The sequence below is a fragment of the Variovorax sp. OK605 genome (assembly GCF_900115445.1).
Classification (GTDB): Bacteria; Pseudomonadota; Gammaproteobacteria; order Burkholderiales; family Burkholderiaceae_C; genus Variovorax.
In genome coordinates, this window is the sequence record NZ_FOWL01000005.1 from 77,747 (window position 1) to 104,163 (window position 26,417).

24 protein-coding genes are annotated in these 26,417 nt (G+C 68.2%); 10 read left to right on the top strand and 14 right to left on the bottom strand.

Annotation, left to right across the window (positions count from 1 at the left end):
* Nucleotides 1-3: 3 nt before the first annotated feature.
* Complete coding sequence (locus BM013_RS14625) at nucleotides 4-1,074, bottom strand: Fe(3+) ABC transporter substrate-binding protein (RefSeq protein WP_093128225.1); 1,071 nt, start codon at nucleotides 1,072-1,074, stop codon at nucleotides 4-6.
* Between the two features lie 230 nt (nucleotides 1,075-1,304).
* On the bottom strand, nucleotides 1,305-1,859 hold the full coding sequence (locus BM013_RS14630; protein ID WP_093128226.1) for a PaaI family thioesterase: 555 nt from the start codon (nucleotides 1,857-1,859) through the stop codon (nucleotides 1,305-1,307).
* 87 nt (nucleotides 1,860-1,946) lie between these two features.
* Between BM013_RS14630 and BM013_RS14635 the strand changes: the two genes are divergently transcribed.
* The 4 genes from BM013_RS14635 (at nucleotide 1,947) to BM013_RS14650 (ending at nucleotide 6,051) form a co-directional block, all read left to right on the top strand.
* On the top strand, nucleotides 1,947-2,402 hold the full coding sequence (locus BM013_RS14635) for a MarR family winged helix-turn-helix transcriptional regulator (RefSeq protein ID WP_093128228.1): 456 nt from the start codon (nucleotides 1,947-1,949) through the stop codon (nucleotides 2,400-2,402).
* 123 nt (nucleotides 2,403-2,525) lie between these two features.
* Nucleotides 2,526-3,839: an MFS transporter gene (locus tag BM013_RS14640; protein ID WP_093128230.1), complete on the top strand. Its 1,314-nt coding sequence runs from the start codon at nucleotides 2,526-2,528 to the stop codon at nucleotides 3,837-3,839.
* A gap of 30 nt (nucleotides 3,840-3,869) precedes the next feature.
* Nucleotides 3,870-5,297 carry an MATE family efflux transporter gene (locus BM013_RS14645; protein WP_093128232.1) on the top strand — a complete coding sequence of 476 codons (1,428 nt, stop codon included), beginning with the start codon at nucleotides 3,870-3,872 and terminating at the stop codon, nucleotides 5,295-5,297.
* Between the two features lie 40 nt (nucleotides 5,298-5,337).
* Nucleotides 5,338-6,051: an SDR family oxidoreductase gene (locus tag BM013_RS14650; protein ID WP_093128234.1), complete on the top strand. Its 714-nt coding sequence runs from the start codon at nucleotides 5,338-5,340 to the stop codon at nucleotides 6,049-6,051.
* 89 nt (nucleotides 6,052-6,140) lie between these two features.
* Here BM013_RS14650 and BM013_RS14655 read toward each other — a convergent pair whose 3' ends face one another.
* The 5 genes from BM013_RS14655 to BM013_RS14675 all read right to left on the bottom strand — a co-directional run bounded on the left by BM013_RS14655 (nucleotide 6,141) and on the right by BM013_RS14675 (nucleotide 10,726).
* Nucleotides 6,141-6,455, bottom strand: a complete 315-nt coding sequence (locus tag BM013_RS14655) for a hypothetical protein (RefSeq protein WP_093128236.1) — start codon at nucleotides 6,453-6,455, stop codon at nucleotides 6,141-6,143.
* 178 nt (nucleotides 6,456-6,633) lie between these two features.
* Nucleotides 6,634-7,371, bottom strand: coding sequence for an aldolase (locus BM013_RS14660; protein WP_093128238.1), 738 nt, complete (start codon nucleotides 7,369-7,371; stop codon nucleotides 6,634-6,636).
* A gap of 28 nt (nucleotides 7,372-7,399) precedes the next feature.
* Nucleotides 7,400-8,041: a 2-dehydro-3-deoxy-6-phosphogalactonate aldolase gene (locus BM013_RS14665; RefSeq protein WP_093128240.1), complete on the bottom strand. Its 642-nt coding sequence runs from the start codon at nucleotides 8,039-8,041 to the stop codon at nucleotides 7,400-7,402.
* A gap of 29 nt (nucleotides 8,042-8,070) precedes the next feature.
* On the bottom strand, nucleotides 8,071-8,988 hold the full coding sequence (locus tag BM013_RS14670; protein WP_093128241.1) for a 2-dehydro-3-deoxygalactonokinase: 918 nt from the start codon (nucleotides 8,986-8,988) through the stop codon (nucleotides 8,071-8,073).
* A 1-nt stretch (nucleotide 8,989) separates the two neighbouring features.
* Nucleotides 8,990-10,726 carry an IlvD/Edd family dehydratase gene (locus BM013_RS14675; protein WP_093128243.1) on the bottom strand — a complete coding sequence of 579 codons (1,737 nt, stop codon included), beginning with the start codon at nucleotides 10,724-10,726 and terminating at the stop codon, nucleotides 8,990-8,992.
* 150 nt (nucleotides 10,727-10,876) lie between these two features.
* Here BM013_RS14675 and BM013_RS14680 point away from each other — a divergent pair, with 150 nt between their 5' ends.
* The 5 genes from BM013_RS14680 to BM013_RS14700 all read left to right on the top strand — a co-directional run bounded on the left by BM013_RS14680 (nucleotide 10,877) and on the right by BM013_RS14700 (nucleotide 16,070).
* Complete coding sequence (locus BM013_RS14680) at nucleotides 10,877-11,620, top strand: FadR/GntR family transcriptional regulator (RefSeq protein ID WP_093128244.1); 744 nt, start codon at nucleotides 10,877-10,879, stop codon at nucleotides 11,618-11,620.
* A 115-nt stretch (nucleotides 11,621-11,735) separates the two neighbouring features.
* Nucleotides 11,736-13,118 (top strand): ABC transporter substrate-binding protein, encoded by a 1,383-nt coding sequence (locus BM013_RS14685; RefSeq protein WP_093128246.1) that lies wholly within the window; start codon nucleotides 11,736-11,738, stop codon nucleotides 13,116-13,118.
* Nucleotides 13,119-13,155: 37 nt separating this feature from the next.
* Entirely contained in the window at nucleotides 13,156-14,043 is an 888-nt protein-coding gene (locus BM013_RS14690; RefSeq protein WP_093128248.1) for a carbohydrate ABC transporter permease, read from the top strand.
* Nucleotides 14,044-14,125: 82 nt separating this feature from the next.
* Nucleotides 14,126-14,977: a carbohydrate ABC transporter permease gene (locus BM013_RS14695; protein WP_093128250.1), complete on the top strand. Its 852-nt coding sequence runs from the start codon at nucleotides 14,126-14,128 to the stop codon at nucleotides 14,975-14,977.
* A 19-nt stretch (nucleotides 14,978-14,996) separates the two neighbouring features.
* Entirely contained in the window at nucleotides 14,997-16,070 is a 1,074-nt protein-coding gene (locus BM013_RS14700) for an ABC transporter ATP-binding protein (RefSeq protein ID WP_093128252.1), read from the top strand.
* 168 nt (nucleotides 16,071-16,238) lie between these two features.
* Here BM013_RS14700 and BM013_RS14705 read toward each other — a convergent pair whose 3' ends face one another.
* Together BM013_RS14705 and BM013_RS14710 are read right to left on the bottom strand one after the other, a co-directional pair.
* On the bottom strand, nucleotides 16,239-17,279 hold the full coding sequence (locus tag BM013_RS14705) for an endonuclease/exonuclease/phosphatase family protein (protein ID WP_093128254.1): 1,041 nt from the start codon (nucleotides 17,277-17,279) through the stop codon (nucleotides 16,239-16,241).
* 178 nt (nucleotides 17,280-17,457) lie between these two features.
* Complete coding sequence (locus BM013_RS14710) at nucleotides 17,458-19,287, bottom strand: DEAD/DEAH box helicase (protein WP_093128256.1); 1,830 nt, start codon at nucleotides 19,285-19,287, stop codon at nucleotides 17,458-17,460.
* Nucleotides 19,288-19,585: 298 nt separating this feature from the next.
* On the opposite strand from BM013_RS14710, the gene ettA reads away from it, so the two are divergent.
* Nucleotides 19,586-21,247 carry an energy-dependent translational throttle protein EttA gene (gene ettA, locus BM013_RS14715; protein ID WP_093128258.1) on the top strand — a complete coding sequence of 554 codons (1,662 nt, stop codon included), beginning with the start codon at nucleotides 19,586-19,588 and terminating at the stop codon, nucleotides 21,245-21,247.
* A 4-nt stretch (nucleotides 21,248-21,251) separates the two neighbouring features.
* Here the strand turns inward: ettA and BM013_RS14720 are convergent, their stop codons facing one another.
* From BM013_RS14720 to BM013_RS14740, 5 genes are read right to left on the bottom strand one after another with little or no spacing between them, the layout of a single operon-like run.
* Complete coding sequence (locus tag BM013_RS14720; RefSeq protein ID WP_093128260.1) at nucleotides 21,252-21,713, bottom strand: carboxymuconolactone decarboxylase family protein; 462 nt, start codon at nucleotides 21,711-21,713, stop codon at nucleotides 21,252-21,254.
* Nucleotides 21,631-22,128, bottom strand: coding sequence for a MerR family transcriptional regulator (locus BM013_RS14725; protein WP_093128262.1), 498 nt, complete (start codon nucleotides 22,126-22,128; stop codon nucleotides 21,631-21,633). Before BM013_RS14725 ends, BM013_RS14720 begins: the two co-directional genes overlap by 83 nt.
* 51 nt (nucleotides 22,129-22,179) lie before the next feature.
* A complete protein-coding gene (gene pabB, locus BM013_RS14730) occupies nucleotides 22,180-23,976 on the bottom strand; it encodes an aminodeoxychorismate synthase component I (RefSeq protein WP_093128264.1) in 1,797 nt (598 codons plus the stop codon).
* A complete protein-coding gene (locus tag BM013_RS14735; RefSeq protein ID WP_093128266.1) occupies nucleotides 23,966-25,357 on the bottom strand; it encodes a TAXI family TRAP transporter solute-binding subunit in 1,392 nt (463 codons plus the stop codon). The genes pabB and BM013_RS14735 overlap by 11 nt, the downstream gene beginning before the upstream one ends.
* A gap of 11 nt (nucleotides 25,358-25,368) precedes the next feature.
* A complete protein-coding gene (locus tag BM013_RS14740; protein ID WP_093128268.1) occupies nucleotides 25,369-26,409 on the bottom strand; it encodes a P1 family peptidase in 1,041 nt (346 codons plus the stop codon).
* Nucleotides 26,410-26,417 lie beyond the last annotated feature (8 nt).

Sequence of the window (26,417 nt, forward strand, 5' to 3'; positions counted from 1 at the left end):
ATGTCACTGGTCGAAGCCGACCTTGTCGACGAGGGCGCTGGCCTGCTTGCGGTACTTGGCGATCTCGGTCAGCGGCAGCGGATCGACCTTCAGCTCGCCGATGGTCTGGCCGATGATCGGGTCGAGCGCCACGCCCCTGCGCACCGGGTATTCGTAGTTGGCTTGCGCGTAGAGCGACTGCGCCGGCTCCGACACCAGGAACTCGAGCAGCTTGACGGCGTTGGCGCGCTGCGGCGCGTTCCTGGCCACCGAGGCGCCGCTGATGTTCACGTGCGTGCCGCCGCTCTTCGTGTTGGCGAAGGTCGGGCGCACCACCTTGATGGCGTCGCCCCACTTGCGCGCGTCGGTGCCTTCCTTGGCGCTCTTCATCTGGCCGACGTAGTACGAGTTGGCCAGGCCCACGTCGCAGATGCCGCCCAGGATGTCGCGCGCCACGTCGCGGTCGCCGCCGGTGGCCTTGCGCGCCAGGTTGGCCTTCACGCCGCGCAGCCACTGCTCGGCCTTGGCCTCGCCGTCGTGCGCGATGAGCGCCGCGACCAGCGCGGTGTTGTAAGGATGCTGGCCCGCGCGGATGCAGACCTTGCCCTTGTACTTGGGGTTGGCCAGGTCTTCGTAGCGGAAGTTGGTGAGCGGCAGGCTCTTGTCGGCGTACAGCACGCGTGCGCGCATCGACAGCGAGAACCACTGGCCGTCGGCGCCGCGCAGGTTGGCCGGAATGGCCGATTCGAGCGCGGCCGATTTCACGGGCTGCGTCACGCCGCCGTCGACCAGGTCCATGAGGTTGCCGATGTCCACCGTCATCAGCACGTCGGCCGGCGAGCGCGCGCCTTCGGCCTTGACGCGCTCCAGCAGCCCGTCCTTCACGAACACGGTGTTGACCTTGATGTTGCTCTGCGCGCTGAAGGCGGAGATGAGCGGCTGGATCAGCGCGGGCTCGCGCGTGGTGTAGAGCGTGAGTTCATCGGTCGCTGCCTGCGCGACTTGCGTGGGCAGGGCGGCGATGGCCAGCCAGGTGGCGCTGGCGCCGAGCAATGCGCGCGCGGCGCGGCCTTGGACGCGTGAGCGTTCGGTCATGGTGATCCTCCGGGAAGGCAGTGAGGTGTTCTAAAAGCGCCGGCGCCTGTTGTTGTCGTAATGGCCGTGTTGCGAATAATTATCACTGGAGGCCCGGAGGGGCCGCGCCTTTGGACTTACAGCCCGAAGGCCTACTTGGCGCGAAGGCAGGGCGCCGTGCGGCGGCGCAAAAGGAAGGGCGTCATGCGGCGACGCAAAAGAAAGGGCGCCATGAGCCGCCCGGGGCGGGCTCAGCCCGCCGGACGCGTTTCGAACACCAGGCAGGTGGTCGTGGCGTGCGCGTACAGCGTGCCGTCGGCACCGACCAGGCGCGCCTCGGCCGTGGCCAGCTGGCGGCCGCAGTGGATCACCTTGCCTTCGGCGCGCACGCGCTGCACCTTGGGCGTGAGGCCCTTCACGTAGTTCACGCTGAGCTCGGCGGTCGTGTAGGCGCGCCCGGGCGGCATCATGGTGTGCACCGAGCAGCCCAGCGCGGAGTCGAGCATGGTCGCGACCCAGCCGCCATGGATGGTGCCCAGCGGGTTCAGGTGCTGCGCCAGCGGCGTGCCCTGGAAGATGGCCACGCCCTGGCTCACTTCGATGATCGTGAAGTCCAGCGTCTTGGCGATGGCGGCGTAGGGGATCTCGCCGTTCAGCATGGCCTGCATCACTTCGAGGCCGGTCTTGCCCGCCACCTGCTCGGGACGGGCCACGCCCGGGCCGGGGCCGGCGTCGAGGCGGTCGGTGATCTTCTTTTCTGCGGCGATCCAGGCTTCGAGCTGGTTCTGGCTGGGGGTCTGCGTCATGCCGGTGGGTCTCCTGTCCGAGGGTGTGCGAGGTGCCGAATGGGCTGTAGGTTGCATATGCAATAGTTGCAGCTACAATAATACCCCATGGACACGCTCACCAAACCGCGCGGCTGCACCAGCTTCAAGGTGCGCCAGCTCTCGCGCCGCCTCTCGCAGTTCTACGATGCCGAGGTGTCGAAGAGCGGGCTGAAGACCACTCAGTACTCGCTGCTCTCGAACCTGGCGCGCCTGGGCCCGTCGCGCCCCGTCGACCTGGCGGGCGAGCTCAAGATGACCGCGTCGACCCTGAGCCGCAACCTGCAGCCGCTGATTGCCGCCGGCTGGATCTCGCTCGGCGCCGGCGCCGACGCGCGCAGCCGGCTGGTCGCGCTCACCGAGGCGGGCGAGGCAAAGCGCAAGGAAGCGCAGACGCACTGGAAGACGGCGCAGCAGAACATCAATGCATTGCTGGGCGTGGAGCGTGTGCTCGCGCTGCACCTGCTGGTCGACGAGGCGATGGCGCTGCTGGGCGGCGACGAAGAGCCCGACGCCGAAGACTGACCCTCACACCCACCACGGCACACCACGTTTTTCACCACGCGCCACGTTGCGCGCGGGTCTTGCTTTCGCTTTCGCTTTCGTTTCCTTCTCCTCCTCCCATTCAATTCCAACAGCAGAGGTCCCATGTTCGCCACCCAAGTCTCCGCATGGCTGCAGCGCCGCGGCATTCACTACGGATGGATCGTCGCCGCCATCACCTTCCTGACCATGCTGACCATGTCGGCCGCGCTGGGCCTGCCGGGCGCCATGCTCAAGCCGCTCGGCCAGGAATTCGGCTGGAGCACGGAGCAGATCTCCTCCGCGCTCGCGCTGCGCTTCGCGCTGTTCGGCCTCATGGGCCCGTTCGCCGCGGTGCTCATGGAGCGCTACGGCCTGCGCGCCGTGATCTGCACCGGCCTCACGCTCGTCGGCCTGGGCATGGCGCTGGTCACCATGGCCTCGCAGCTGTGGCAACTGTTCGTGCTGTGGAGCCTGATGCTGGGCCTGGGCACCGGCATGACGGCGCTGGTGCTCGGCGCGGTGGTGGCCAACCGCTGGTTCGTGACGCGGCGCGGCCTGGTCATCGGCATGCTCACGGCCAGCTCGGCCACGGGGCAGCTGGCCTTCCTGCCGTTCGCGGCCTGGATGATCGAGCACTGGGGCTGGCGCTCGGCCATCGTGCCGATCGTGATCGGCAGCATCCTCATCGGCGTGCTCGCGCTGTGCCTGATGCGCAACCGGCCGTCGGACATCGGCCTGCTGCCCTACGGTGAAAAGCCCGGCACGCAGCCGGCCGCGCCGGCTGCCGCGGCGCCCCTGATGAACTTCGCCACGCCGTTTCGCGTGCTCAAGGAAGTCTCGACCAACCGCACCTTCTGGATCCTGGCGGGCACCTTCTTCATCTGCGGCCTGAGCACCAACGGCCTGGTGCAGACGCACTTCATCTCGCTGTGCGGCGACTACGGCATGAGCGCAGTGCCCGCCGCCTCGGTGCTCGCGATGATGGGCGCCTTCGACTTCGTCGGCACCATCCTGTCGGGCTGGCTGTCGGACCGCTACGACAACCGCAAGCTGCTGTTCTGGTACTACGGCCTGCGCGGCCTGTCGCTGTTCTGGCTGCCGCATTCGGAGTTCACCATCTACGGGCTGGGCATCTTCGCGATGTTCTACGGCCTCGACTGGATCGCCACCGTGCCGCCGACGGTCAAGCTCGCGGGCGCCGCCTTCGGCCCCGCCAAGGTCGGCCTGGTGTTCGGCTGGGTCTTTGCCGCGCACCAGCTGGGCGCCGCCACGGCCGCCTATGGCGCGGGCTTTGCGCGCACGCTGCTGCTGACCTACACCCCGGCGCTGTACGCCGCAGGCGCGGCCTGCTTGGTGGCGGCGGTGATCGTGATGATGATCCGCCGCCCGGCGGCGAAGGCCGGCACGCCGGTCACGCCCGCCGCGGCCCGTGCCTGATCGCACCCTGAACCCACCGGGACACCCGCCATGACCACTTCCAACAGCGCCAACCTCGACTCGCTCGACCCGCGCACGCGCCGCCTGCTCGAGGCGCCCATCGTGCCCACGCTGCTGCGCCTGGCCGCGCCCAACGTGCTGGTGATGGTGGCGCAGGCCTCCGTCGGCCTCATCGAGACCTACTTCGTCGGCAAGCTCGGCACCGACGCGCTCGCCGGCATGGCGCTGGTGTTCCCCATCGTCATGCTGATGCAGATGACGTCGAGCGGCGCCATGGGCGGCGGCATTGCCTCGTCGATCGCGCGCGCGCTCGGTGCGCGCCGCCGCGCCGACGCCGACGCGCTGGTGTGGCACGCCATCGTCATCGCGCTGGGCTTCGGCCTGTGCTTCACGCTGGCGCTGCTGCTCGGCGGGCGCTGGCTCTACGGGATCATGGGCGGCACCGGGCTGGCGCTCGACGCGGCGCTCACGTACTCGAACTGGGTGTTCGCGGGCGCAACGCTGGTGTGGCTGTTCAATTCGCTGTCGGCCATCATCCGCGGCACGGGCAACATGTCGGTGCCGGCCAACGTGACGGTGGTGGGCGTGGTGTTCCTCATTCCCGCGTCGCCGTTGCTGATCTTCGGCGTCGGTCCGCTGCCGGGCATGGGCATTGCCGGCGGTGCGATGGCGCTGCTGCTGTACTACCTGCTGGGCTCGATCGCGCTCATCGCGTACCTGCGCTCGCCACGCAGCCTGCTGAAGTTCACGCTCGGCGCGCTGCAGCTGCGCTGGCCGATGTTCCGCGACATCCTGCGCATCGGGCTCGTGGGCGCGGTGTCGACGGTGGCCACCAACCTGGCGATCGGCATCGCCACCGCGCTGACGGGCCACTTCGGCTCCGGCGCGCTGGCCGGCTACGGCACGGCCTCGCGGCTCGAGTACCTGCTGGTGCCGCTGGTGTTCGGCCTGGGCGCACCGCTGGTCGCGATGGTCGGCACCTGCATGGGCGCGGGCCAGCGCGAGCGCGCGCTGCGCGCCACCTGGGCCGGCGCGGCGCTGGCCTTTGCGCTGACCGAGACCATCGGCGTGGCCGCGGCGCTGTTCCCGCGGCCGTGGCTGATGCTGTTCGGCAACGACCCTGCAATGCTCGAGACCGGCGCACACTACCTGCGCGTGGTGGGGCCGCTGTACGGTTTCTTCGGTGTCGGGCTGGTGCTGTATTTCGCGTCGCAGGGCGCGGGCCGGCTGATGTGGCCGGTGCTGGGCAACATCGCGCGCCTGGTGGTGGCGGGCACCGGCGGCTGGCTGGCGCTGCGCTGGGGCGGCGGCCTCTCCGGCGTGTTCGCGGCGCAGGGCGTGGCGCTGGTGGTGTACGGCGTGGTGAGCGCGTCGGCCATCGCGGGCGGCGCCTGGTTCGGCCGCGTGGGCTGGCCGCGCACCACCAGCGGATTGCTGCGCCGCGTGGCGCAGGCCTGAAGCTCAGTTTTCAACAGACTCTCTCAACGAAAGGCGCGTCATGAAAATCAAGGATTCGGTCGTCTTCATCACCGGTGCCAACCGCGGCCTCGGCCTTGCCTTTGCCAAGGCGGCGCTGGCCGCCGGCGCGCGCAAGGTCTACGGCGCGGCGCGCGACCCGAAGAGCATCACGCTGCCCGGCGTGACGCCGGTGGCGCTCGACGTGACGCAGCCCGCGCAGATCGAGGCGGCGGTGCGCGACTGCGGCGACGTCACGCTGCTGATCAACAACGCCGGCATCTCGCGCGGGTCGAGCTTTCTCGGCTCGCCCGACGCGGTGGCCGCCGCGCGCGCCGAATTCGAAACCAATTTCTTCGGCCCCTGGGCGCTCACGCAGGCCTTCGCGCCCGTGCTGAAGGCCAACGGCGGCGGGGCGGTCGTGAATGCGCTGTCGGCCCTGAGCTGGACCACCTTCCCGGGCGTGGCGACCTACAGCGCGACCAAGTCGGCCGCCTGGTCGCTGAGCAACGGCCTGCGCAACGAACTGGCGGGGCAGGGCACGCAGGTCACGAGCCTGCACATGGCCCTGATGGACACCGACATGGCCGCGCACCTGCCCGGCGACAAGGTATCGCCCGACAGCGTGGCCCGCCAGGCGCTCGAAGGCGTGGAAGCGGGCAAGGTCGAGGTGCTGGCCGACGAGGTCTCGCGGCAGCTCAAGCAGGGACTGTCGAGCGCGACGCCGCCTTATGCGGGGTCGCCCGAGGCGGCCTGAGCCGCGGCCGGGCTCGCGACAGCCTGAAACAAGAACCCGGGCGCGTGGCCCGGGTCGTTGTCGTCTCGATCAATAGTGATCGATGAAGATCAATAGCGGTACGGATTGTTCGGGCGGCGGTCGTAGCGGTTGGGCACGCCGTCGCCGTCGTTGTCGCGGCGGCCATGGCGGCGGCCGTCATCCCAGCGGCGGTCGCGGTAGTAGCGGTCGCCGTGATAGTGGCGCGGCGGACCGTAGTAGCGCGGCGGCGGCGGCGGCGCGTAGTAGCGGCGCGGCGGCGGAGGCGGTACCACGTACACCTGTGCCTGGATGAACGAGCCGCCCGTCTGGGCCTGGGCTGGTGCGCTCAGTGCGGCCAGCGAAAGCAGGGCCGCGGCGCCGAATGCAAAAGTAAGCTTTTTCACTTGATCCCCCGGTATTGGTTGGAAGCCTCATCCTCGCGCCCTTGTGTGAAGCCTTTGTAAGGCTGGAGCGAAATCGGATGAAGAGCTGTAAGCCCGTGCGCGGGCATGCCCGGATCCTAAAGGCTCCAGCGCCCGCGGCGCGCCTGGCGGGGCGCGCCATTGGTTGTAGGCCGTTGCCTCAGCCGCGTGGCGGCGGCAGCATGCGGCGCAGGGCTTCGAAGAACAGGTCGGACTGCTCGCGCTCGCCCTGGATCTGCGCCGCCACGTGCGCGGCCAGCTTGGCGTCGACCGGCACCAGCGGGCGCCCGGTCGACTGCGCGATCACCTGGTGCAGGCACGCGCGCTCCAGGTAGTAGAGGTCGTCGTAGGCATGCGCGATGGTGCCGCCCGCCACGATCACGCCGTGGTTCGCGAGAAAGGCCACGTCCTTGCCGGTCATGGCGCGGGCAATGCGCTCGCCTTCGGCGTCGTCCAGCGCCAGGCCGTTGTATTCGGCGTCGATGGCAATGCGGTTCATGTAGCGCATCGCGTTCTGGCTCGCGGTCGGGTCGAGCGCACGGTCGACCGTGAGCGTGAGCGCCGTGGCGTAGGGCATGTGGCAGTGCAGCACGACCGCATGGCCGGTGAGCCGGTGTACCGCGCCGTGGATGAACAGCGCGGTCGGCTCGACGCGGTGGCGCCCGGCCAGCACCTCGCCGTGCACGTCGATCAGCACGATGTCGTCGGGGCCGATCTCGCTCCAGTGCAGCCCGCGCGGGTTGATGAGGTAACGGTCCTGCGCGCCCGGCAGCATCACGCTGAAATGGTTGCACACACCTTCGGACAGCCCGTGGTGGGCGGCCGCGCGCAGTGCGAGCGCAAGGTCTTCGCGCAGCTTGCGCACGGCGGGGCTGGCGTATTCGGAATCGGCGGACATCGTGGGGTTCTCCGTTGTTCTTGCGGGCTCAGTCCAGCGTCGTGCCGGTCCAGGCCGAGATGAATTTCTTCGCGTCTTCGCGCACCGCGCCGGCCGTCTTGCCGGGCTTGTAGAGGGCGGAGCCGATGCCGAAGCCCTCGGCACCCGCCGCCCGCCATTCGGCCATGTTCATCGGCGTGATGCCGCCCACGGGCATCACCGGCGTGCCGGCCGGCAGCACCGCCAGCAGCGCCTTCACCACGGCGGGCGAGGCCAGCTCGGCGGGGAACAGCTTGAGCCCGGTGGCGCCCGACGCGAGCGCGCCGAAGGCCTCGGTGGGCGTCATGACGCCCGGCAGGCAGACCAGGCCGAGCCGCGCGGCTTCGGCGACCACTTCGGCGTTGTAGTTGGGCGAGACGATGAGTTCGCCGCCGGCGGCATGCACGTCGCGCACCTGCTGCGCGCCGAGCACCGTGCCCGCGCCGATCAGCGCCTGCGGAAAGCGCTGGCGCATCAGCGCGATGCTCTCCAGCGGCTGTGGCGAGTTGAGCGGCACTTCGAGCAGGCGGAAGCCGGGCTCGACGATGGCGTCGCCCACGTCGGCGGCTTCGGCGGGCGCGAGGCCGCGCAGGATGGCCACCAGGGGCAGCTCGCGCATCGCTGCGCTGAATTTTTCGAGGGGTGTGGTCATGCGGGGCTGATGCGGGGCTGGTGCGGGATTTAGGTTGGGCTTGCGCGTCTGTCGGTGTCGAGAAAGCCCGACAGCGCGTGCAGTCCGGCCCAGGTGGCTTCGGCACCCAGCGTGCGCGTGGCGACGCCGGTGGCGCGCAGGGCGAGCGTGTAGCGCTGGGTGAGGGCGGACGAGCCGATCAGCACCACCTCGCCGACGGCCTGCAGCGACTGCATGCGCAGCTCGTCGCCGATGAGTAGGCCCGAGAGATAGCTCGCGAGCTCTTCCTTCGGCATGCGCTCGAACAGCGCCAGCGTGCGCGTGCCGAAGGCGTTGTGCAGCAGGCCGTGGCCGTTCTCGGAGCGTGTCACGCCTTCGAGGAAGGCGGCTTCGTCCAGCGGCGCGGCCGCGTCCAGCGTGCGCGCCAGGATCGAGTGCTGGCTCAGCAGCGCATAGAACTCGCCCGTCATGTAGGTGCGAAAGCCCGCGACGCGGCCCTTCTTCACCGTGACCCACTTGTTGTGCGTGCCGGGCAGCACGAAGACGCCGTCGTCCATGCCGGTGATCGACATGGCGCCGAAGATCTGCACCTCTTCGCCGCGCATCACGTCGGGCACGCCGTCGTGCTCGTCGCTCAGGCCCGGCACGATCGCGATGCGCGCGCCGGGAATGGCGTCGATGTCGATGATCCTGCGGCCCACTTCCACGCGGCCCGCGGGGCAGGCGCAGTACGGCGCCTCGACCCAGCCCTGCTTGCTGCCGGCCATGCCGGAGATCAGGCAGCGTGCGCCCTGCAGGCGCATCCAGTCGCCGAACAGCGTGTCGAAGACGGCGGGAAAGCCGCCTTCGGGCACCGTGAGGATGCCGCGCGCATCGCTGCGCTCTTCCAGCACCTTGCCGTCAGCGTCCAGCAGCGCGCCGCGCAGTGAACTCGTGCCCCAGTCGATGGCTACCAGTCTTGTCGTCATCTCAGTGATTGTCGCGCGGCACGAATGCCCCGCGGCGGCCGCGCAGGAAGGCCAGGTCGGCCCCCTGGTCGGCCTGCAGCACCGTGTCGACGTACAGCTTCCAGTAACCCGAGTCGAGCGGGGCCGGCGGCGCGACCCACTTCTCGCGGCGCTTGGCCAGTTCCTCGTCGCTCACATGCAGGTGCAGCTTGCGGTTGGGCACGTCGAGCTCGACGATGTCGCCGTCCTGCACCAGGGCCAGCGGGCCACCGGCCGCGGCCTCGGGCGCGGTGTGCAGCACCACGGTGCCGTAGGCGGTGCCGCTCATGCGCGCGTCGCTGATGCGCACCATGTCCGTGATGCCCTTGCGCAGCACCTTCGGCGGCAGCGGCATGTTGCCGGCCTCGGCCATGCCGGGGTAGCCCTTGGGGCCGCAGTTCTTCAGCACCATGATGCAGTGCTCGTCGATGTCGAGGTTCTCGTCGTCGATGCGCTTGTGCAGGTCTTCGGCGCTCTCGAACACCACCGCGCGGCCCTTGTGCACCAGCAGCTCGGGCGTGGCCGCGCTGGGCTTGATGATGGCGCCGTTGGGCGCGAGGTTGCCGCGCAGCACGCAGATGCCGGCCTTCTCCTTGAAGGGCTCGGCCAGCGTGCGGATGACCTGCGGGCCGTAGTTCTCGGCGTCCTTCACGTTCTCCCAGACGCTCTGGCCGGTGACCGTGAGGATGTCCTTGTGCAGGTGCTCGGCGATCTCCTTGATCACCACCGGCAGGCCGCCCGCGTAGCAGAAGTCTTCCATCAGGTACTGGCCCGAGGGTTGCAGGTTGACCAGGCAGGGCAGCTCGGCGGCCAGGCGGTCGAAGTCGTCGAGCGTGAGGTCCACGCCCATGCGGCCCGCGATGGCCAGCAGGTGGATCACGAAGTTGGTCGAGCCGCCGATGGCCGCATTGACCTTGATCGCGTTCTCGATGGCCTGGCGCGTGAGGATCTTCGACATGTTCATGTCCTCGTGCACCATGCCGACGATGCGCCGGCCCGCCTGGCGCGCCAGCACGTTGCGGCGGCCGTCGACGGCGGGGTAGGCCGCATTGCCCGGCAGGCCGATGCCCAGCGACTCGACCATGCTGGCCATGGTGCTCGCGGTGCCCATCGTCATGCAGTGGCCGTGGCTGCGGTGCATGCAGCTCTCGGCCTCGAAGAAGTCCTGCAGCTTGAGCGTGCCGGCGCGCACCTGCTCGCTCATCTGCCACACGCCGGTGCCCGAGCCCAGCTCCTGTCCGCGCCACTTGCCCGAGAGCATCGGGCCGCCCGACACGCCGATGGTCGGCAGGTCGACGCTGGCCGCGCCCATCATCAGTGCGGGGGTGGTCTTGTCGCAGCCCATGAGCAGCACCACGCCGTCCAGCGGGTTGCCGCGAATGCTCTCCTCGACGTCCATGCTCGCGAGGTTGCGGTAAAGCATGGCGGTGGGCCGCAGCAGCGTCTCGCCGAGCGACATCACCGGGAACTCGAGCGGGAAGCCGCCCGCTTCGTACACGCCGATCTTCACCTGCTCCGCGAGCGTGCGGAAGTGCGAGTTGCAGGGCGTCAGTTCGCTGAAGGTGTTGCAGATGCCGATGACCGGGCGACCGTCGAACTGGTCGTGCGGCACGCCCTTGCCTTTCATCCAGCTGCGGTAGATGAAGCCGTCTCGGTCGTGGCGTCCGAACCATTGCTGGCTGCGCAGTTCACCGGGTTTTTTCTTGGGAGGAATGCTCATGGGTATGTCTCCGAATTGTTGCTTTTAAGGGCCCAAACCTCAGGGTTTGTCCTGCCGGAAAATCGATTTCAATCATCATATGATAAGCGCGATCAACACGCCGGAGCCTTAGTGTTTTCGAGCGTCGCGATACCAGAAATCACATCTCACATGATCAAGAACATCCACGGTCGCACGCTCGAGCTGCTCGGTGAAGCCGTGGTGGCGGGGCGCTATGCGATCGGTGCGTCGATCCCCGCGGAGCCCATCCTCGGCGAGGAACTCGGCGTGAGCCGCACGGTGGTGCGCGAGGCCATCAAGTCCCTGGTGGCCAAGGGCCTGATCGTCACCGGGCCGAAGGTCGGCACGCGCGTGCTGCCCAAGGACAAGTGGAACTGGTTCGACCCCGACGTCATCACCTGGCAAGCACGCGCCGGCCTCACGCCCGAGTTCCTGCGCGACCTGCAGGACCTGCGCCGCGTGGTCGAGCCTGCGGCGGTGCGGCTCGCGGCGGAGCGCGCCACCCAGAAGGACATCGACGAAATCGAAAGTGCCTTCGCCGGCATGAAGGAAGCCGTGGAGAACGGCGGCGACTACGTCACCTTCGACCTGCGCTTTCACAACGGCCTGTTGAGCGCGGCGGGCAACCGCATGATTTCGCAGATGAGCAAGGTGCTCAACGCGCTGCTGCGCACCAGCTTCGAGATTTCCACCACCAAGCCCGACGGCCCCGCGCTCTCGCTGCCGCTGCACCGCGCGGTGCTCGACGCGGTGATCGCGCATGACCCGTCGAAGGCCGAGCTCGCGATCATCCGGCTCATCGACGGCGCGCGCCAGGACATCGAGGACGTGCTCGGTTCCAGGCGCCGCCTGCCACGCCTGAGCAGGCCGCCGCCAAGGCTCAAGGCCAGCTAGGCGCGGCGGCGTCGCCCAGGCCGTCTACGCGTTTGTCCGCAGTTCGCATCCGGTTCTTTCACCCTACGCTCGCGCCCCGAGCAAATTCCACCCAAGAAGAGAAGGAGACAAAACCATGAAACTCGCCAAATCGCTCATTGCGCCGACCCTGGTCGCGCTGGGCCTGATCGCGTCAGGCAACGCCTTCGCGCAGGAAAAGCTCACCGTCTGGTGGGTCAAGGGCTTCTACAAGGCGGAGGACGACGCGCTGTTCGCCGCCATCAAGAAGTTCGAGGAAAAGCACAAGGACGTGAAGGTCGAGCTGTCGCAGTACCCGGTGCAGGACATGATTCCGAAGACCGTGTCCGCGCTCGACTCGGGCAGCCCGCCCGACGTGGCCTACGCCGACGTGTACGACTTCCAGGTCACCGGCAAGTGGGCCTTCGACGGCAAGCTCGAGGACATCGGCAGCGTGCTCACGCCCATGAAGGACCGCTTCGCGACCAACACGATCGAGACCACCTTCCTCTACAACGACCAGACGAAGAAGAAGGCCTACTACGCCTTCCCGATCAAGCAGCAGACGATGCACATCGAGTACTGGATCGACATGCTCGCCGAGGCCGGCTTCAAGGAGTCGGACATCCCCACCACGTGGAAGGAGTACTGGCCCTTCTGGTGCGAGAAGGTACAACCCGCGAGCCGCCAGAAGAGCGGCAAGCGCACCTTCGGCATCGGCATGCCCATGGGCGTGGACTCGAGCGACGCCTTCTATTCGTTCCTGACGTTCATGGACGCGTACAACGTCAAGCTGGTCGACGACAACGGCAAGCTGCTGGTCGACGACCCGAAGGTGCGCACCGGCCTGATCGCCGCCATGACCGACTACACCAAGCCCTACCTCACGGGCTGCACGCCGCCTTCGTCCACCAGCTGGAAGGACCCGGACAACAACGTCGCCTTCCACAACAAGACGACCGTGATGACGCACAACGCGACCATCTCGCTGCCGGCCAAGTGGCTCGACGACTCGAACAACGCAACGCTCACCGCCGAGCAGCGTGAAGAAGCGCGCAAGAACTACACCGAGCGCATCCGCACGGCCGGTTTCCCGAGCAAGCCCGACGGCGGCAAGATGGTCTACCGCACCGCGGTGAAGACCGGCGTGGTGTTCAAGGACGGCAAGAACAAGGCGCGCGCCAAGGAGTTCGTGTCCTTCCTGCTGCAGGAGGAAAACCTCACGCCGTACGTCGAGGGTTCGCTGGGCCGCTGGTTCCCGGTCACCAAGGCCGGACAGGCCAGCCCGTTCTGGCAGGCCGACTCGCACCGCAAGTCGGTGTTCAACCAGTACGCCGCCGGCACCGTGACCTTCGAGTTCACCAAGAACTACCGCTTCACCGTGATCAACAACGAGAACGTCTGGGCCAAGGCCATGAGCCGCGTCGTGACCGACAAGGTGCCGGTGGACAAGGCCGTGGACGAGATGATCGCGCGCATTAAGACGGTGGCGGCGCAGTAAGCGCGGCGAGCCCCACGAACGCACAGCAGCCGACGCCATGAGCTCGACCGTGACCGTCTCCGACGCCGCCGCGACCACCGCGGCACCTGTCGCCAACCTGGGTGCGCGCCACGCGCGCTGGCAGTTCTGGGGCGCGGTGATGGTCGTGCCCTACCTGCTGGTGTTCGTGGTGTTCGTCCTGTACCCGGTGGGCTACGGGCTCTGGCTCGCCCGCCATCCGCAAAGCTACGTGAAGCTGGTCGAAGACCCGATCTTCTTCCGCTCCGTGATCAACACGGCCGTGTTCCTGGTCGTGGCGATCAACATCAAGATGCTCGTGGCCCTCGTGCTCTCGGGCTTCTTCGTGACCTCGCGCTGGTGGATCAAGATCATCTCGGCGATCTTCATCCTACCGTGGGCGATGCCTTCGATCCCGACCATCCTGTCGTTCCGCTTCATGCTGAACCCGGAGTGGGGCGTGATCAACACCACCATCTTCCGCCTGACCGGCGCCGATGGTCCCAATTGGCTCAACGACCCGACGCTCGCGCTGGGCTTCGCGATGCTGGTGCACGTGTGGAAGTCGCTGCCGTTCTGGACGCTGATCCTGGTGGCGGGGCGGCTGGCCATTCCGGGCGAGCAGTACGAGGCCGCCTCGGTCGACGGCGCCACCTCGTGGCAGAAGTTCCGCTTCGTGAGCTGGCCGGCACTGAAGACGCTGTACGTCACCTCGCTCATTCTGTCGATGATCTGGACGCTGGGCGACTTCAACAGCGTGTACCTGCTCACCGGCGGCGGACCCGCCGACCTGACGCACGTGCTCGCCACGCTGGGCATTCGCTACCTGCGCCTCGACCAGGTCGACCTGTCGATGGCGTCCATCGTGGTGGCCATGCCGCTCGTGCTGCCGCTCGTGTACTTCATGATGAAGAGGCTGTCGAAATGAGCCCCCACGTTCATCACTTCGTGTATTCACTGCCTCCCCAGGGGGCGCTCGCCTCCCTGGAGGCGGCTCGTCGGAGGGCGATATGACGCGCTGGACCCCCAAGGCCGTGCTGACCGAGGCCAAGCTGCTGCTCATCGGCATCCCGGTGCTGCTGTGGACGCTGATTCCGGTCTATCACATGGCGCTGTTCGCGTTCTCGAGCAAGGACTCCGCCACCAGCGGCCACCTGTGGCCCACGCACCCGACGCTGAACAACTTCGCGACGGTCTTCTACCAGAAGCATTTCTACCTGAGCCACTTCTGGGTGCAGCTGGGCAACTCGCTGGTCATTGCGCTGTCGGTCGGTGTGCTGACGCTGTTCGTGGCCACCACCGCGGCGTTCGCCATCAGCCGGCTGCGCGTGCGCGGCGGGCGCACGGTGATGAACCTGGCGCTGTTCACGTACTTCATTCCGGCCGCCTTCCTGGCCGTGCCCATGTACAAGACGATGGGCAACTACGGGCTGCTCAACAGCCAGTGGGCGCTGATATTGGCGATGGTGACCATCGCCTCGCCGTACTGCATCTGGGTGCTGAAGCAGGCCTCCGACAAGCTGCCCTACGAGCTCGACGAAGCCGCGCGCATGGACGGCGCCTCGCCGTTGCAGCTGTTTCGCCTCGTGTACCTGCCGCTGATGGTGCCTTCGCTGGTGGCCGTGGGCACCTACTCGCTGCTGCTGGCGTGGAACGAGTACCTCTATGCGTTCCTGCTGCTGTCGAACGACAGGAGCGTGACGCTGGCGGTGGCGCTCGGCAACTTCCTGTCGGCCGACGATTCGCCATGGGAGCTGCTGATGGCCACCGGCCTGATCTACGCGTTGCCTCCGGCGGCGATCTACTACGCCTTCAAACGCTACATGGTCGGCGGCCTCACGGCCGGTGCCGTGAAGAGCTGAGCGAAAACAGGATTAAAAAATGGCTTCCGTCTCCTTTCGCAATATCCAGAAATCCTTCGGCAAGGTCCAGATCATCAAGGGCCTGGGCTTCGACATCACCGACGGCGAATTCGTCGTGCTGGTCGGCCCGTCGGGCTGCGGCAAGTCGACGCTGCTGCGCATGCTGGCCGGCCTTGAGGACATCAGCGGTGGCGAGATCGTCATCGACGGCCGCGTGGTCAACGACCTCGAGTCGAAGGACCGCGACATCGCCATGGTGTTCCAGAGCTACGCGCTCTACCCGCACATGACGGTGGGCGAGAACATGGGCTTCAGCCTGCGCCTGCGCAACGCCGAGAAGTCGGTGACCGACGAGCGCGTGTCGCGCGCCGCGAAGATCCTGAACCTCGACCCGCTGCTGGGCCGCTACCCGCGCGAACTCTCGGGCGGCCAGCGCCAGCGCGTGGCCATGGGCCGCGCCATCGTGCGCGACCCGAAGGTGTTCCTGTTCGACGAGCCGCTGTCCAACCTCGACGCCAAGCTGCGCGTGGCCATGCGCGCCGAGATCAAGGCGCTGCACCAGCGCCTGAAGACCACCACCGTGTACGTGACGCACGACCAGATCGAGGCCATGACCATGGCCGACCGCATCGTCGTGATGCACGACGGCATCGTCGAGCAGATCGGCACGCCGCTGGACCTGTACGACCGCCCCGACAACCTGTTCGTGGCGCAGTTCATCGGCTCGCCGTCGATGAACGTGATCGAAGGCACCGTGCGGCGCTCGGGCGGCGAGTGCTGGGTCGAATCGCAGGGTGCGCGCTGGCCCGTGCCGGTGGCCACTTCGGCGCCCGACGGCCAGCCGGTGCACTACGGCATTCGCCCGGGCGACATGACGCTCGGCGGCGGCTCGAACGGCGTGGATGCCAAGGTGATCGTGGTCGAGCCCACGGGCGCGGAGACCGAACTGCTGGTGCAGGTGGGCGAAGCCAAGCTGGTGCTGGCGGTGCACGGCCGCGTCGATGCGCGGCCCGACGAGACCGTGCGGCTGGCCATCGAGGCCGAGAGCGTGCACCTGTTCGACCGGCAGACCGGCAAGCGCATGGGCCGCTGAAGCGGGCCGGGCACAGGGCACGGCGCGCGGCTCTTGTCTTGCGCCTTCCCCTCACGGGGGAAGTTGGGATGGGGGCTGACGGCGCTTGCAATGTCGCTGCGTCTCATCGACGGCCGCGTGCCCCCACCCCGATCCTCCCCCCGGAAGGGGAGGAAGAAATGCAGAGCCTCAGTCCGTGCGCAGCCGCAGCAGCGCGCGCACGAAGCCGTGGTCGGAGCGCGAGCGGTCGCGCCCTTCGTGCAGGTGGTCGTTGAAGTAGTCGACGCGCCGCACGTCGCCCAGGCTGTGGCGGCTGCCGGCGACGAATTCCTCGCTCACCAGGATCTGGTCGAGCACATCCGGAAAGCCCTGGTGGATGTGCGAGTAAGCCACGTCCTTCTTGAGCGCCGACTCGCCCTGCATCTCGTAGGCGTTGAACAGCGCCACGTCGCGCGCGGCCTTGTCGTAGGCCACCTCGGAGGTGGCCGCCACGAGCTGCGTGGTCACGCTGTGCGGGTTGTCGTTGAAGTCGCCCATCACCACCAGCGGCACGTTGGTGCCCTGCAGCAGGTCGATCACGATGCAGCGCAGGGCGGCGGCCTCGGCGCCGCGCATGAGCAGCGAACGCAGCGACGCCATCACGCCCACCTTGCGGTCGTCGCGGTCTTCCAGGTGGTTGCCCTGCGCGTCCTGCAGGAACTTCGGCCGCTTGGACTTCAGGTGCGCCGTGAGCACGTGCACCGGCTGGCCGTGCTTCATGCGCACGGTGACCAGCATCGGCGGCCGTTCGAAGCGCGTGTGCGAGCCCAGCCCGGGCACGTCGACGCCGAAGGCCGGCGGAAATTCAGCGAAGGAGCGCACGTCGTCCACCTTCAGCCGCGTGGCGATGCCCACGCGTGGCGTGCCTTGCGCGCCGGGCCTGTCCGGCGTGCCCGGCGGGCTGCCGGGCAGCGGCTTGTTCTCGGCGCCCGGCACCGAGACGAAGTCGTAGCGCAGCCCGCTGCGCGCAATGGCGTCCTTGAGCGCCGCCTCGTCCCACACCTCCTGCACCGCCAGCACGTCGGCGTTGAGCGCGTGGAAGCGCTCGCCGGTCCAGTCGATCTTTCGCTCGTACTCGCGCTCGGTGTAGGCGTCCTGGTTCTCGTAGTACACGCGGTTGGGGTTCGCGAGGTTCAGGAGATTGCAGGTGGCTACGAAGAGGGTCGCGTAGTTGGGTGGGATGTATTGCATGGCTTGACAATTGTGTCTTGCCGCGCCGGGCGGGAGTGGCGATCTTTCGTTTGCGATTCCTCGAGGCGTGCCGCAGGGTTGGCGGCGGCCTGGCAAGGGCAGCAGCAACAGCCGCCAACGAAAAAGGGCACCGAGGTGCCCTTTTGTCTTTCAAGCAGGTGTGAGCCTGCCGTGGATGTCAGCGACCGAACGAACGGCCACCACCACCACCACCGCCGCCCGAGCGGCCACCGCCACCACCGCCGCCGTAGCCGCCGCCGCCACCCGAACGGCCACCGCCGCCCGAACGGTTGCCGCCGTAGCCGCCACCACCGCCGCCGCCGCCCGGGCGGCCGCGACCGCGTCCGCCACCCATGTGGTCGACGCTCGTGCGCAACGGATCCGGCTGGCCTGCTGCGCCGCCCGCGACCGCTTCGGCGCGCAGGTGTGCGACCTGGTTGGCCTGCGTCGGGCTGTGGCTGTTGCCGTGATGGCGCGGTTGGCGCTCATCGTGCGGCTGGTGGGCCTGTTGCTGGTGCGGTGCATGGTGCGGCGTGCGTGCCGGACCTTGCGGACCGCGGCCTTGCGGGGCGCGGGCGCCCGGACCGCGCGGGCCTTGACCCTGGCCCTGGCCGCCACCGTTGGCGCTGCGGCCTTGACCGCCGCCCTGGCCCTGGCCGCCGCCGCGGCGTTGACCGCCACCGCCGCCGCCGCCACCACCGCCGTTGCCGCCACCCTGGCCGGCCTTGTTCTCGCGGATGCGCGACAGCATCTCGGTGCGGGCGGCCTTGGCGGCCGCCTGCATCACGTCGCGGCTCGGCGGACGGCCGGCGCCGCCCCAGATCGTCTGGCGACCCATGGCGATGGGCTCGGCGCGTTCGCCGTCTTCAGGACCGAAGCCCTCGACGATCTGCACGGGAATCGTCTGCTTGGTGAAGCGTTCGATTTCCTGCATGAAGCCTTCTTCGTCCAGGCACACGAAGCTCACGGCCTCGCCGCTCGAACCGGCACGGCCGGTGCGGCCGATGCGGTGGACGTAGTCTTCGCTGACGTTCGGGATCTCGTAGTTCACGACGTGCGGCAGCTCGTCGATGTCGATGCCGCGCGCGGCGATGTCGGTGGCCACCAGGGCGCGGATGTCGCCGCTCTTGAAGCCGGCCAGCGCCTGCGTGCGGGCGCTCTGGCTCTTGTTGCCATGCAACGCCATGGCTTCGATGCCGTTCTTGGTGAGGAACTCGGCCACGCTGTTGGCGCCGAACTTGGTGCGCGTGAACACGAGCACCTGGCTCCACTTGTTCTCGTTGATGATGTGCGCGAGCAGCGCCTTCTTCTTGCCGCGGCCCACGGGGTGGATCACCTGGGTGATGCGCTGCACGGTGGTGTTGCGCGGCGTGACCTGGATGCTTTGCGGGTTCTTCAGCAGCGTGGCGGCGAGGTCGCGGATTTCGTCGCTGAAGGTGGCCGAGAACAGCAGGCTCTGCTTTTCCTTGGGCACCAGGGCCAGGATCTTCTTCACGTCGTGGATGAAGCCCATGTCCAGCATGCGGTCGGCTTCGTCCAGGATCAGCATCTGCACCTGGCTCAGGTCCAGCATGCCTTGCTGTTGCAGGTCGAGCAGGCGGCCGGGGGTGGCCACGAGGATGTCGACACCCTTCTTGAGCTTGCTGATCTGCGGGTTCATGCCGACGCCGCCGAAGATCACGGTCGAGTCGAGCTGCAGGTACTTGCCGTAGGTGCGGACCGATTCCTCGACCTGCGCGGCGAGTTCGCGCGTGGGGGTCAGCACGAGGGCGCGGATGCCGACGCCGCCGAACTTGTTGGTGGCGCTGCGGCTCATGGTGAGCTTGTGCAGCATCGGCAGCGTGAAGGCGGCCGTCTTGCCGGTGCCGGTCTGTGCGCCGCCCAGCAGGTCATGACCTTCGAGCACCGCGGGGATGGCTTGCGCCTGGATGGGGGTGGGGGAGTCGTAGCCGTGCTCGTGCACAGCCTTCAAGATGGCGGGAGCCAGCTTCAGTTCATCAAAATTCATTGGAAACAATAAGCGCCATACACGGCGCAGTGGCATCGGCCCGCCAGGCGTCTTTGGCGACGCCGAGCCAGTCAAGGCAGATGAAGGTCAGGGGTGGGAGCCGGAAAGTCCGCCCTTGCAACAGGGTGAATCGGACCTTTCTTCGTCCCCGGCAGAGAGCCGGTGCTGCGGGCAACTGGACCCGGCAACGGTCGCTATTGTCGCATGAGTCGATAATCGGTGGTTTGCCGCGCCCGAAAGCCTCTTTCTGGCGACCGCGCTTTTCCCCGATCTCCGTACCCAAGGTAACTTTCCACACATGGCTCAATACGTCTATTCGATGAACCGTGTCAGCAAGACCGTGCCGCCCAAGCGGCAGCTCTTGAAGGACATTTCGCTTTCGTTTTTCCCCGGCGCCAAGATTGGCGTGCTCGGCCTCAACGGCTCGGGCAAGTCCACCCTGCTGAAGATCATGGCCGGCGTGGACAAGGAGTTCGAGGGCGAGGCGCTGCCCATGCCGGGCATGACCATCGGCTACCTCGAGCAGGAGCCCAAGCTTAACAACGAGCACACGGTGCGCGAATCGGTCGAAGAGTCCATGGGCGCGGTGTTTGCCGCCAAGGCGCGTCTTGAAGAGGTGTACATCGCCTATGGCGCCGAAGACGCCGACTTCGACGCGCTGGCCGCCGAGCAGGCCCAGCTCGAAGCCGTCATCGCCACCGCCGGCACCGATTCCGAGCACCAGCTCGAAATCGCCGCCGATGCGCTGCGCCTGCCGCCATGGGACGCGAAGATCGGCCTGCTGTCGGGCGGCGAGAAGCGGCGCGTGGCCCTGTGCCGCTTGCTGCTGTCCAAGCCCGACATGCTGCTGCTCGACGAGCCGACCAACCACTTGGACGCCGAATCGGTCGAATGGCTCGAAGTGTTCCTGCAGCGCTTCACGGGCACCGTGGTGGCCATCACCCACGATCGCTACTTCCTGGACAACGCCGCCGAGTGGATCCTGGAAATGGACCGCGGTCGCGGCATTCCATGGAAGGGCAACTACAGCACCTGGCTCGAGCAGAAGGGCGAACGCCTGGCGCAGGAGCAGAAGAGCGAAGAAGCCCATGCCAAGGCCCTGAAGAAGGAACTCGAGTGGTCGCGCCAGAACCCGAAGGCCCGTCAGGCGAAGAGCAAGTCGCGCCTGGCCCGCTTCGAAGAGCTGAGCGACATGGAATACCAGAAGCGCAACGAAACGCAGGAAATCTTCATTCCCGTGGCCGAGCGGCTGGGCCAGCAGGTGTTCGAGTTCCACGGCGTGAGCAAGTCCTTCGGCGACCGCATGCTGATCGACAACCTGAGCTTCACGGTGCCGCCGGGCGCGATCGTCGGCATCATCGGCCCGAACGGCGCCGGCAAGTCGACGCTGTTCAAGCTGCTCGCGGGCAAGGAACAGCCGGACGCCGGCAGCGTGGTCATCGGCTCGACCGTCAAGGCGGCTTTCGTCGACCAGCACCGCGACGAGCTCGCCAACCAGAAGACCGTGTGGGAAGACATCTCGAACGGACTGGACATCATCAACGTCGGCAAGTTCCAGATGGCCAGCCGTGCGTACGCGGGCCGCTTCAACTTCAACGGTGCTGACCAGCAGAAGAAGGTCGGCACGCTGTCGGGCGGCGAGCGCGGCCGTCTGCACCTGGCCAAGACCCTGATCGCCGGCGGCAACGTGCTGATGCTCGATGAACCGTCGAACGACCTGGACGTGGAAACCTTGCGCGCACTGGAAGACGCGCTGCTCGAGTTCGCCGGCACGGTCATGGTGATCAGCCATGACCGCTGGTTCCTCGACCGTATCGCCACGCACATCCTGGCCGCCGAAGGCGACAGCCAGTGGACCTTCTTCGACGGCAACTACCAGGAGTACGAAGCCGACAAGAAGAAGCGCCTGGGCGAAGAAGGCGCCAAGCCCAAGCGCATGCGCTACAAGGCCCTGAAGTAAGGCTTCAAGCCGCTTCGGCGGCTTCGGCAAGGGCGCGCGGTTCCGCAAGGGGCCGCGCGCTTTTTTCATCGTCCGCCGCGAACACCTCGCGCGCCGCGGCAATGCCGTTGAGCGCCGCCGGGAAGCCCGCGTACACCGCCATCTGCATGACGATCTCGATCACCTCGGTGCGCGTCACGCCGATGTTCAGCGCGCCCTGGATGTGCACCTTCAGCTGCGGCGCCGCATTGCCCATGGCCGTCAGCGCGGCCACCACCGCGATCTCGCGCGAGCGCAGGTCCAGGCCCGGGCGCGAGTAGACGTCGCCGAACGGAAACTCGATCAGCAGGCGCGCGAAGTCGGGCGCGATGTCGGCCAGGCTCTCGACGACCTTGACGCCGCCTTCACCGTCGATTTCCTGCAGCTTGGCCAGTCCGCGCGCGTAGCGCTCGTTGGCCGTGTGGCCGGGGTTCTGTGTGTTCGTCATCGCTTGTCTTTCCTTCCGGGGCTGTGCCCGACAAAGGAGGACGCCGTTTCGTCTTCTCGACCTTGCGGTAGTGATCGATCTTGAGCGACAGCGCCTGCATCGATTGCTGCAGCGCCGCCACCCGGGCCTGAACATCGGCGAGATGCTGTTCGAGCATCTCGCGCCGTTCGCCGACGCTGGCGTCCCCCTGGCTTCGAAGCCTGGCGAAGGCCTGCATGCCCTGGATGGGCATGCCGGTCTCGCGCAGGCGCAACAGGAAAGCCAGCCATTCCATGTCGGCGCCCGCATAGCGGCGCTGACCGCCCGGTGCACGCGGCACCGCGGCGATCAGCCCGATGCGCTCGTAGTAGCGCAGCGTGTAGGCCGTGAGGCCCGTGCGCTCGGCGACTTCCGCGATGGTCAGGCTGGTTTCCATGGCGTTGATTCTCGAAATTAGAGCGCGCTCCAAGTCAAGCGCTTTGTCGAACTATTTGGAAGGCAGGTGCAGGTCGGCATCGATCCAGCCGCGCAGGCTGTTCACGAAGGCCAGGGCCTGCACGCTGGGCAGATCGTCCACCCGCACGACGGCTTCTGCAAGTTCGCCGCTGTGCAGGCGCATGGCGCGGCCGATGCCGCCGAGCAGGCCGCAGCGCAACGGCGGCGTGACCCAACGGCCGTCGAGCCGCAGCGCGATGTTGCCGCGCGTGCATTCGGTGAGCTCGCCGCGGGGGTTCCACAGCAGCGTGTCGAACACGCCCGGCTCGGTGGGCGCGAAGGCGTCGTAGTGGGCGCGTCGCGTGGTCTTGAAGCGGGTGAAGTCGCTGTGGGCTTCATCGAATGCGTGAGATGCCAATTGGAGCTTCACGCGCGTGGGCGGCGCTTCCATCGTGAAGGCTTCGGCACGGGGCTCGCCGTGCATGTCGAGCAGCAGGCGAACGCGCCACATGCCGGTGGCGTGCTGTTCCTTCAAGCGGTCGAGGCACGCAACGACAGGCGCTTCGTTCCACATGTGGCCGAAATGCGCCGCCGCGCTCGCCATGCGCGCGAGGTGCGCAGGTGCATCGCGCAATTCACCGTCCACCAGCGCCAGCGTTTCGAGCAGGTCGAACGCGGGTTCCGCGGGCCGCGTTGCTTGGCCCAGAAAGGCCCGCTTGTGCCGCCATTCGTCCCACTCGGCATCGGCCTGCGCATCGGCCGTGATGCCGCTGCCGATGCCGCAGCGCGCTTCGCCGCCGCGCAGCGTCACCGTGCGAATCGGCACGTTGAAGGTCGCATGCCCGCCGGGCCGCACCACGCCCACCGCGCCGCAGTACACGCCGCGCGCCTCGGGCTCCAGCTCGCGGATCATGCGCATCGCGCCGACCTTCGGCGCGCCGGTGATCGAGCCGCACGGGAACAGCGCCGCGAACACGTCGGCCAGCGTGGTGCCGTCGCGCAAGCGCGCCTCGACATCCGAGGTCATCTGCCACACGGTCGGCAGCGCCTCGGTGTGGAACAGGCGCGGCACGCGCACCGAGAAGGGCTGGGCGATGCGCGAGAGGTCGTTGCGGATCAGGTCCACGATCATGACGTTCTCCGCGCGCTCCTTCGGCACCGTGCGCAGCCGCTGCGCCTGCGCCTCGTCTTCGGCCGGTGTCGCGCCGCGCGGCGCCGTGCCCTTCATCGGCCGCGTCAGGATGCGCTCGCCCTGCCAGTCGAAGAACAGCTCGGGCGACACCGACAGCACCTGCTCGCCGCCGGTGTCGATGAAGGCGGTGTAGCCGTCGGGTTGCGCCTGCTGCAGTGCCAGGAACAGGGCCTGCGCATCGCCCTGGAAGCGCGCATGCAACGCGGCGGTGTAGTTGAGCTGGTAGAGCTCGCCGTTCGCGATCGCGCGGTGAATGGCTTGCACGTGCCGGCCGAAGTCGGCGCGCGAGAGCGTGGCTTGCCAGTCGGGCGCAGGGGGCTGCGATGCAGCGGCCGGCATTGGCGGCCATGGCAGCGCCTCGTCGTGCACGCCGAACCAGGCCAGGGGTCCGTCGTTGCTCGCGTGCACCGTGAACGCCGGGTCGAACGCCGCGGCGGCCTCGTAGCGCAGGTAGCCGACGCACCAGCGGCCTTCGCGCGACGCCGCTTCCACGGCCTCCAGCACCGGCTTCACCTCGGCCGCCGTGTGTGCCACCAGCACGCGCGCAGGCGCACCGAAAGCCAGCCTCAGCCGCTGCGCAACGCCAGCATCCCTTGCTCGCGGTTCGGCGAAATCGATCAGCGCACGCAAGGCAGGCGTCGCACCGTTACGCCGCATCGTTGGCTGCGTTCGCCGGCTCGCTGCCCGCCGGCGCGTTGCGCGCCAGCACCCGCTTGCGCACGGCATAGATGTTGTTGCGCAGCGCGTACAGCTCGTCCGCGTACGACAGCGGCACCGCCACCTTGTTGACCGTGCGGTCGAGCTGGTCGAGGTCGTCGAGCAGGGCCTTCTGCTCGCTCTCCTTCACCTCGGTGCGGGCGTCCACCTTCGTCTCGATGTCGCGCAGCCGCGCATACCAGCGGAACACGCGGCGGCGCACGCGGAACTGGTACAGCGGCGGCACCACGCGGCTCAGCGGCAGCATCAACACCAGCAGGCCGCCCAGCACCAGCCACATGCGCTCGATGAGGTTGCTGGCCCAGAACGGCATGTAGCGCTTCCACACCGGCGGTGTGCCGTTGATGGCGCGGTCGCCCTCGGGGCTCACGGGCAGCTCGCTGGTGCGCGTGTTCGGAAAGTCGCGCGCCCGGTTGAACCAGCCCGCGCCGCTGTGCACCGACTGCGCCGTTTCCGCGAACAGCTGGCGCAAGGCAGGGTGGGTCTCGTCGCGCGACAGCAGCGAGGTGGTGGCCGCGAGCAGCGTCACGTCGTGCGGCGGCAGGTCTTTCGACAGGTCGACCACGCCGCGCGGCAGCGTCACGGCCGACAGGAACGGAAAGCGCCGCGAGTAGGCATCGGCCTGGCCGAAGTCCATCAGCTTGATGTCGTCCGAGCGCAGCAGGCGCTGCACCTGCGGCGACTGCGGCGCCGACGACAGCACGATCACGTCGAGCAGCCCGGCCTCCAGCGCCCCCACCGCCGCGCCCTGCTCGAGGTTCGACAGCAGCAGGTCGTCGGGCCCGAGCTTGTTGGCCTTGAACAGCCGATCCATGATCTCGGGCAGTCCGCTGCCCTGCAGGTCGACGTTCACGCGCAGGCCGCGCAGCTGCGTGAGCGAGCCCAGCGTGCCGGTCTTGCGGTCGATCTTCTGCGCGGTATCGGCGCGGTAGAACAGCCAGATCGGCTCGTAGAACAGGCTGCCCAGCGAGTTGAGGCCGGCCTCTTCGTCGGCCTTGGGGTCGGCGCTGCCGCCGCGCACGAAGCCCACGTCGGCGCCGCCGCTGCGCAGCAGCTGCAGGTTCTCGGTCGAGCCGGAGGTGGCCTTCAGCTCGACCTCGATGCCGGTGTGCTTGAGCGCCTCCGCATAGCGCTTGCCGAACTGCGCGTAGGCGCTGCCCGTGGGGCCGGTGGCCAGCGTCACGTGCTTGGGCGGCTGCGGCTGCAGGTACCAGTAGGCCGCGATCAGCAGGCCGATGACGATGAACACGATCGGCCCGGCCGAGGCAATCAGGTCCCGGATCGACAGCAGGATCAGCTTGAGCGTCTTGGGCATGGCCATGGTGTGTGCTTTCAGCCTCGCGGCGCTTCGAGGTCGCCCACGCAGGGAATGTGCAGCTCGCCCACCGTCACCGTGCGCGCCGCATGCACCGCGCGCAGCGTGGCAATGGCCACCGCCTCGGCCGCCATGGTGCTGAGCACCGTCATGCCGGGCGCGTTGCCTTCGAGCGGCACGCGGCCGGTGGCCAGCGCGAACAGCGTGTCGCCGTCGCTCATGGTGTGCACCGGGTTGATGGCGCGCGCCAGGCCGTCGTGCGCCACGGTGGCGAGCCGGTTGGCCTGCACCTTGGTCAGCACCGCGTCGGTGGCGATCACGCCGATGGTGGTGTTGGTGCCCGCCAGCAGCGGCTTGGGCAGCTCGCCGCGCAGCAGCGCGCGGCGCGTGTCGAGCAGGGCCTTGCCGTCTTCGGTGCGCGCGCCGGCCACGGGCTGGCCGGTGTTGTGGTCGATCACGTCGCCCAGCGAGTTCACGGCAATGAGTGCGCCGACCGTCACGCCGCCGACCGTGACCGATGCGGTGCCGATGCCGCCCTTCATCGCGCGGTGCACGCCGAACAGCTTGCCCACCAGCGCGCCGGCGCCCGCGCCCACATTGCCTTCGGCGGGCGCCGCGGTGCTCGCGGCCTCGCAGGCGGCATAGCCGGCGGCGGCGTCGGGGCGGATGCGCGCGTCGCCCATCGGCAGGTCGAACAGCACGGCGGCCGGCACGATGGGCAGGGTGCCGAAGCGCACGTCCATGCCGATGTCGCGCTCTTCCATCCAGCGCATCGCGCCTTCGGCCGCCGCCAGGCCCCAGGCGCTGCCGCCCGCGAGCATCACGGCATGCACCTGCTGCACGAGGTTGCCGGGCGCGAGCAGGTCGGTCTCGCGCGTGCCGGGCGCCGCGCCGCGCACGTCCACGCCGCCCACGGCGCCGTCGCGGGCCATGATCACGGTGCAGCCGGTGGGGCGGCGGGTGTCGCAGAAGTGGCCGACCTCGATGCCGGCGACGTCGGTGATGGAGCCGGAACCGGCGCCAGGGGAAAGGTGGGATGAATGAGAGGGGGCGGACATGGCGGCCG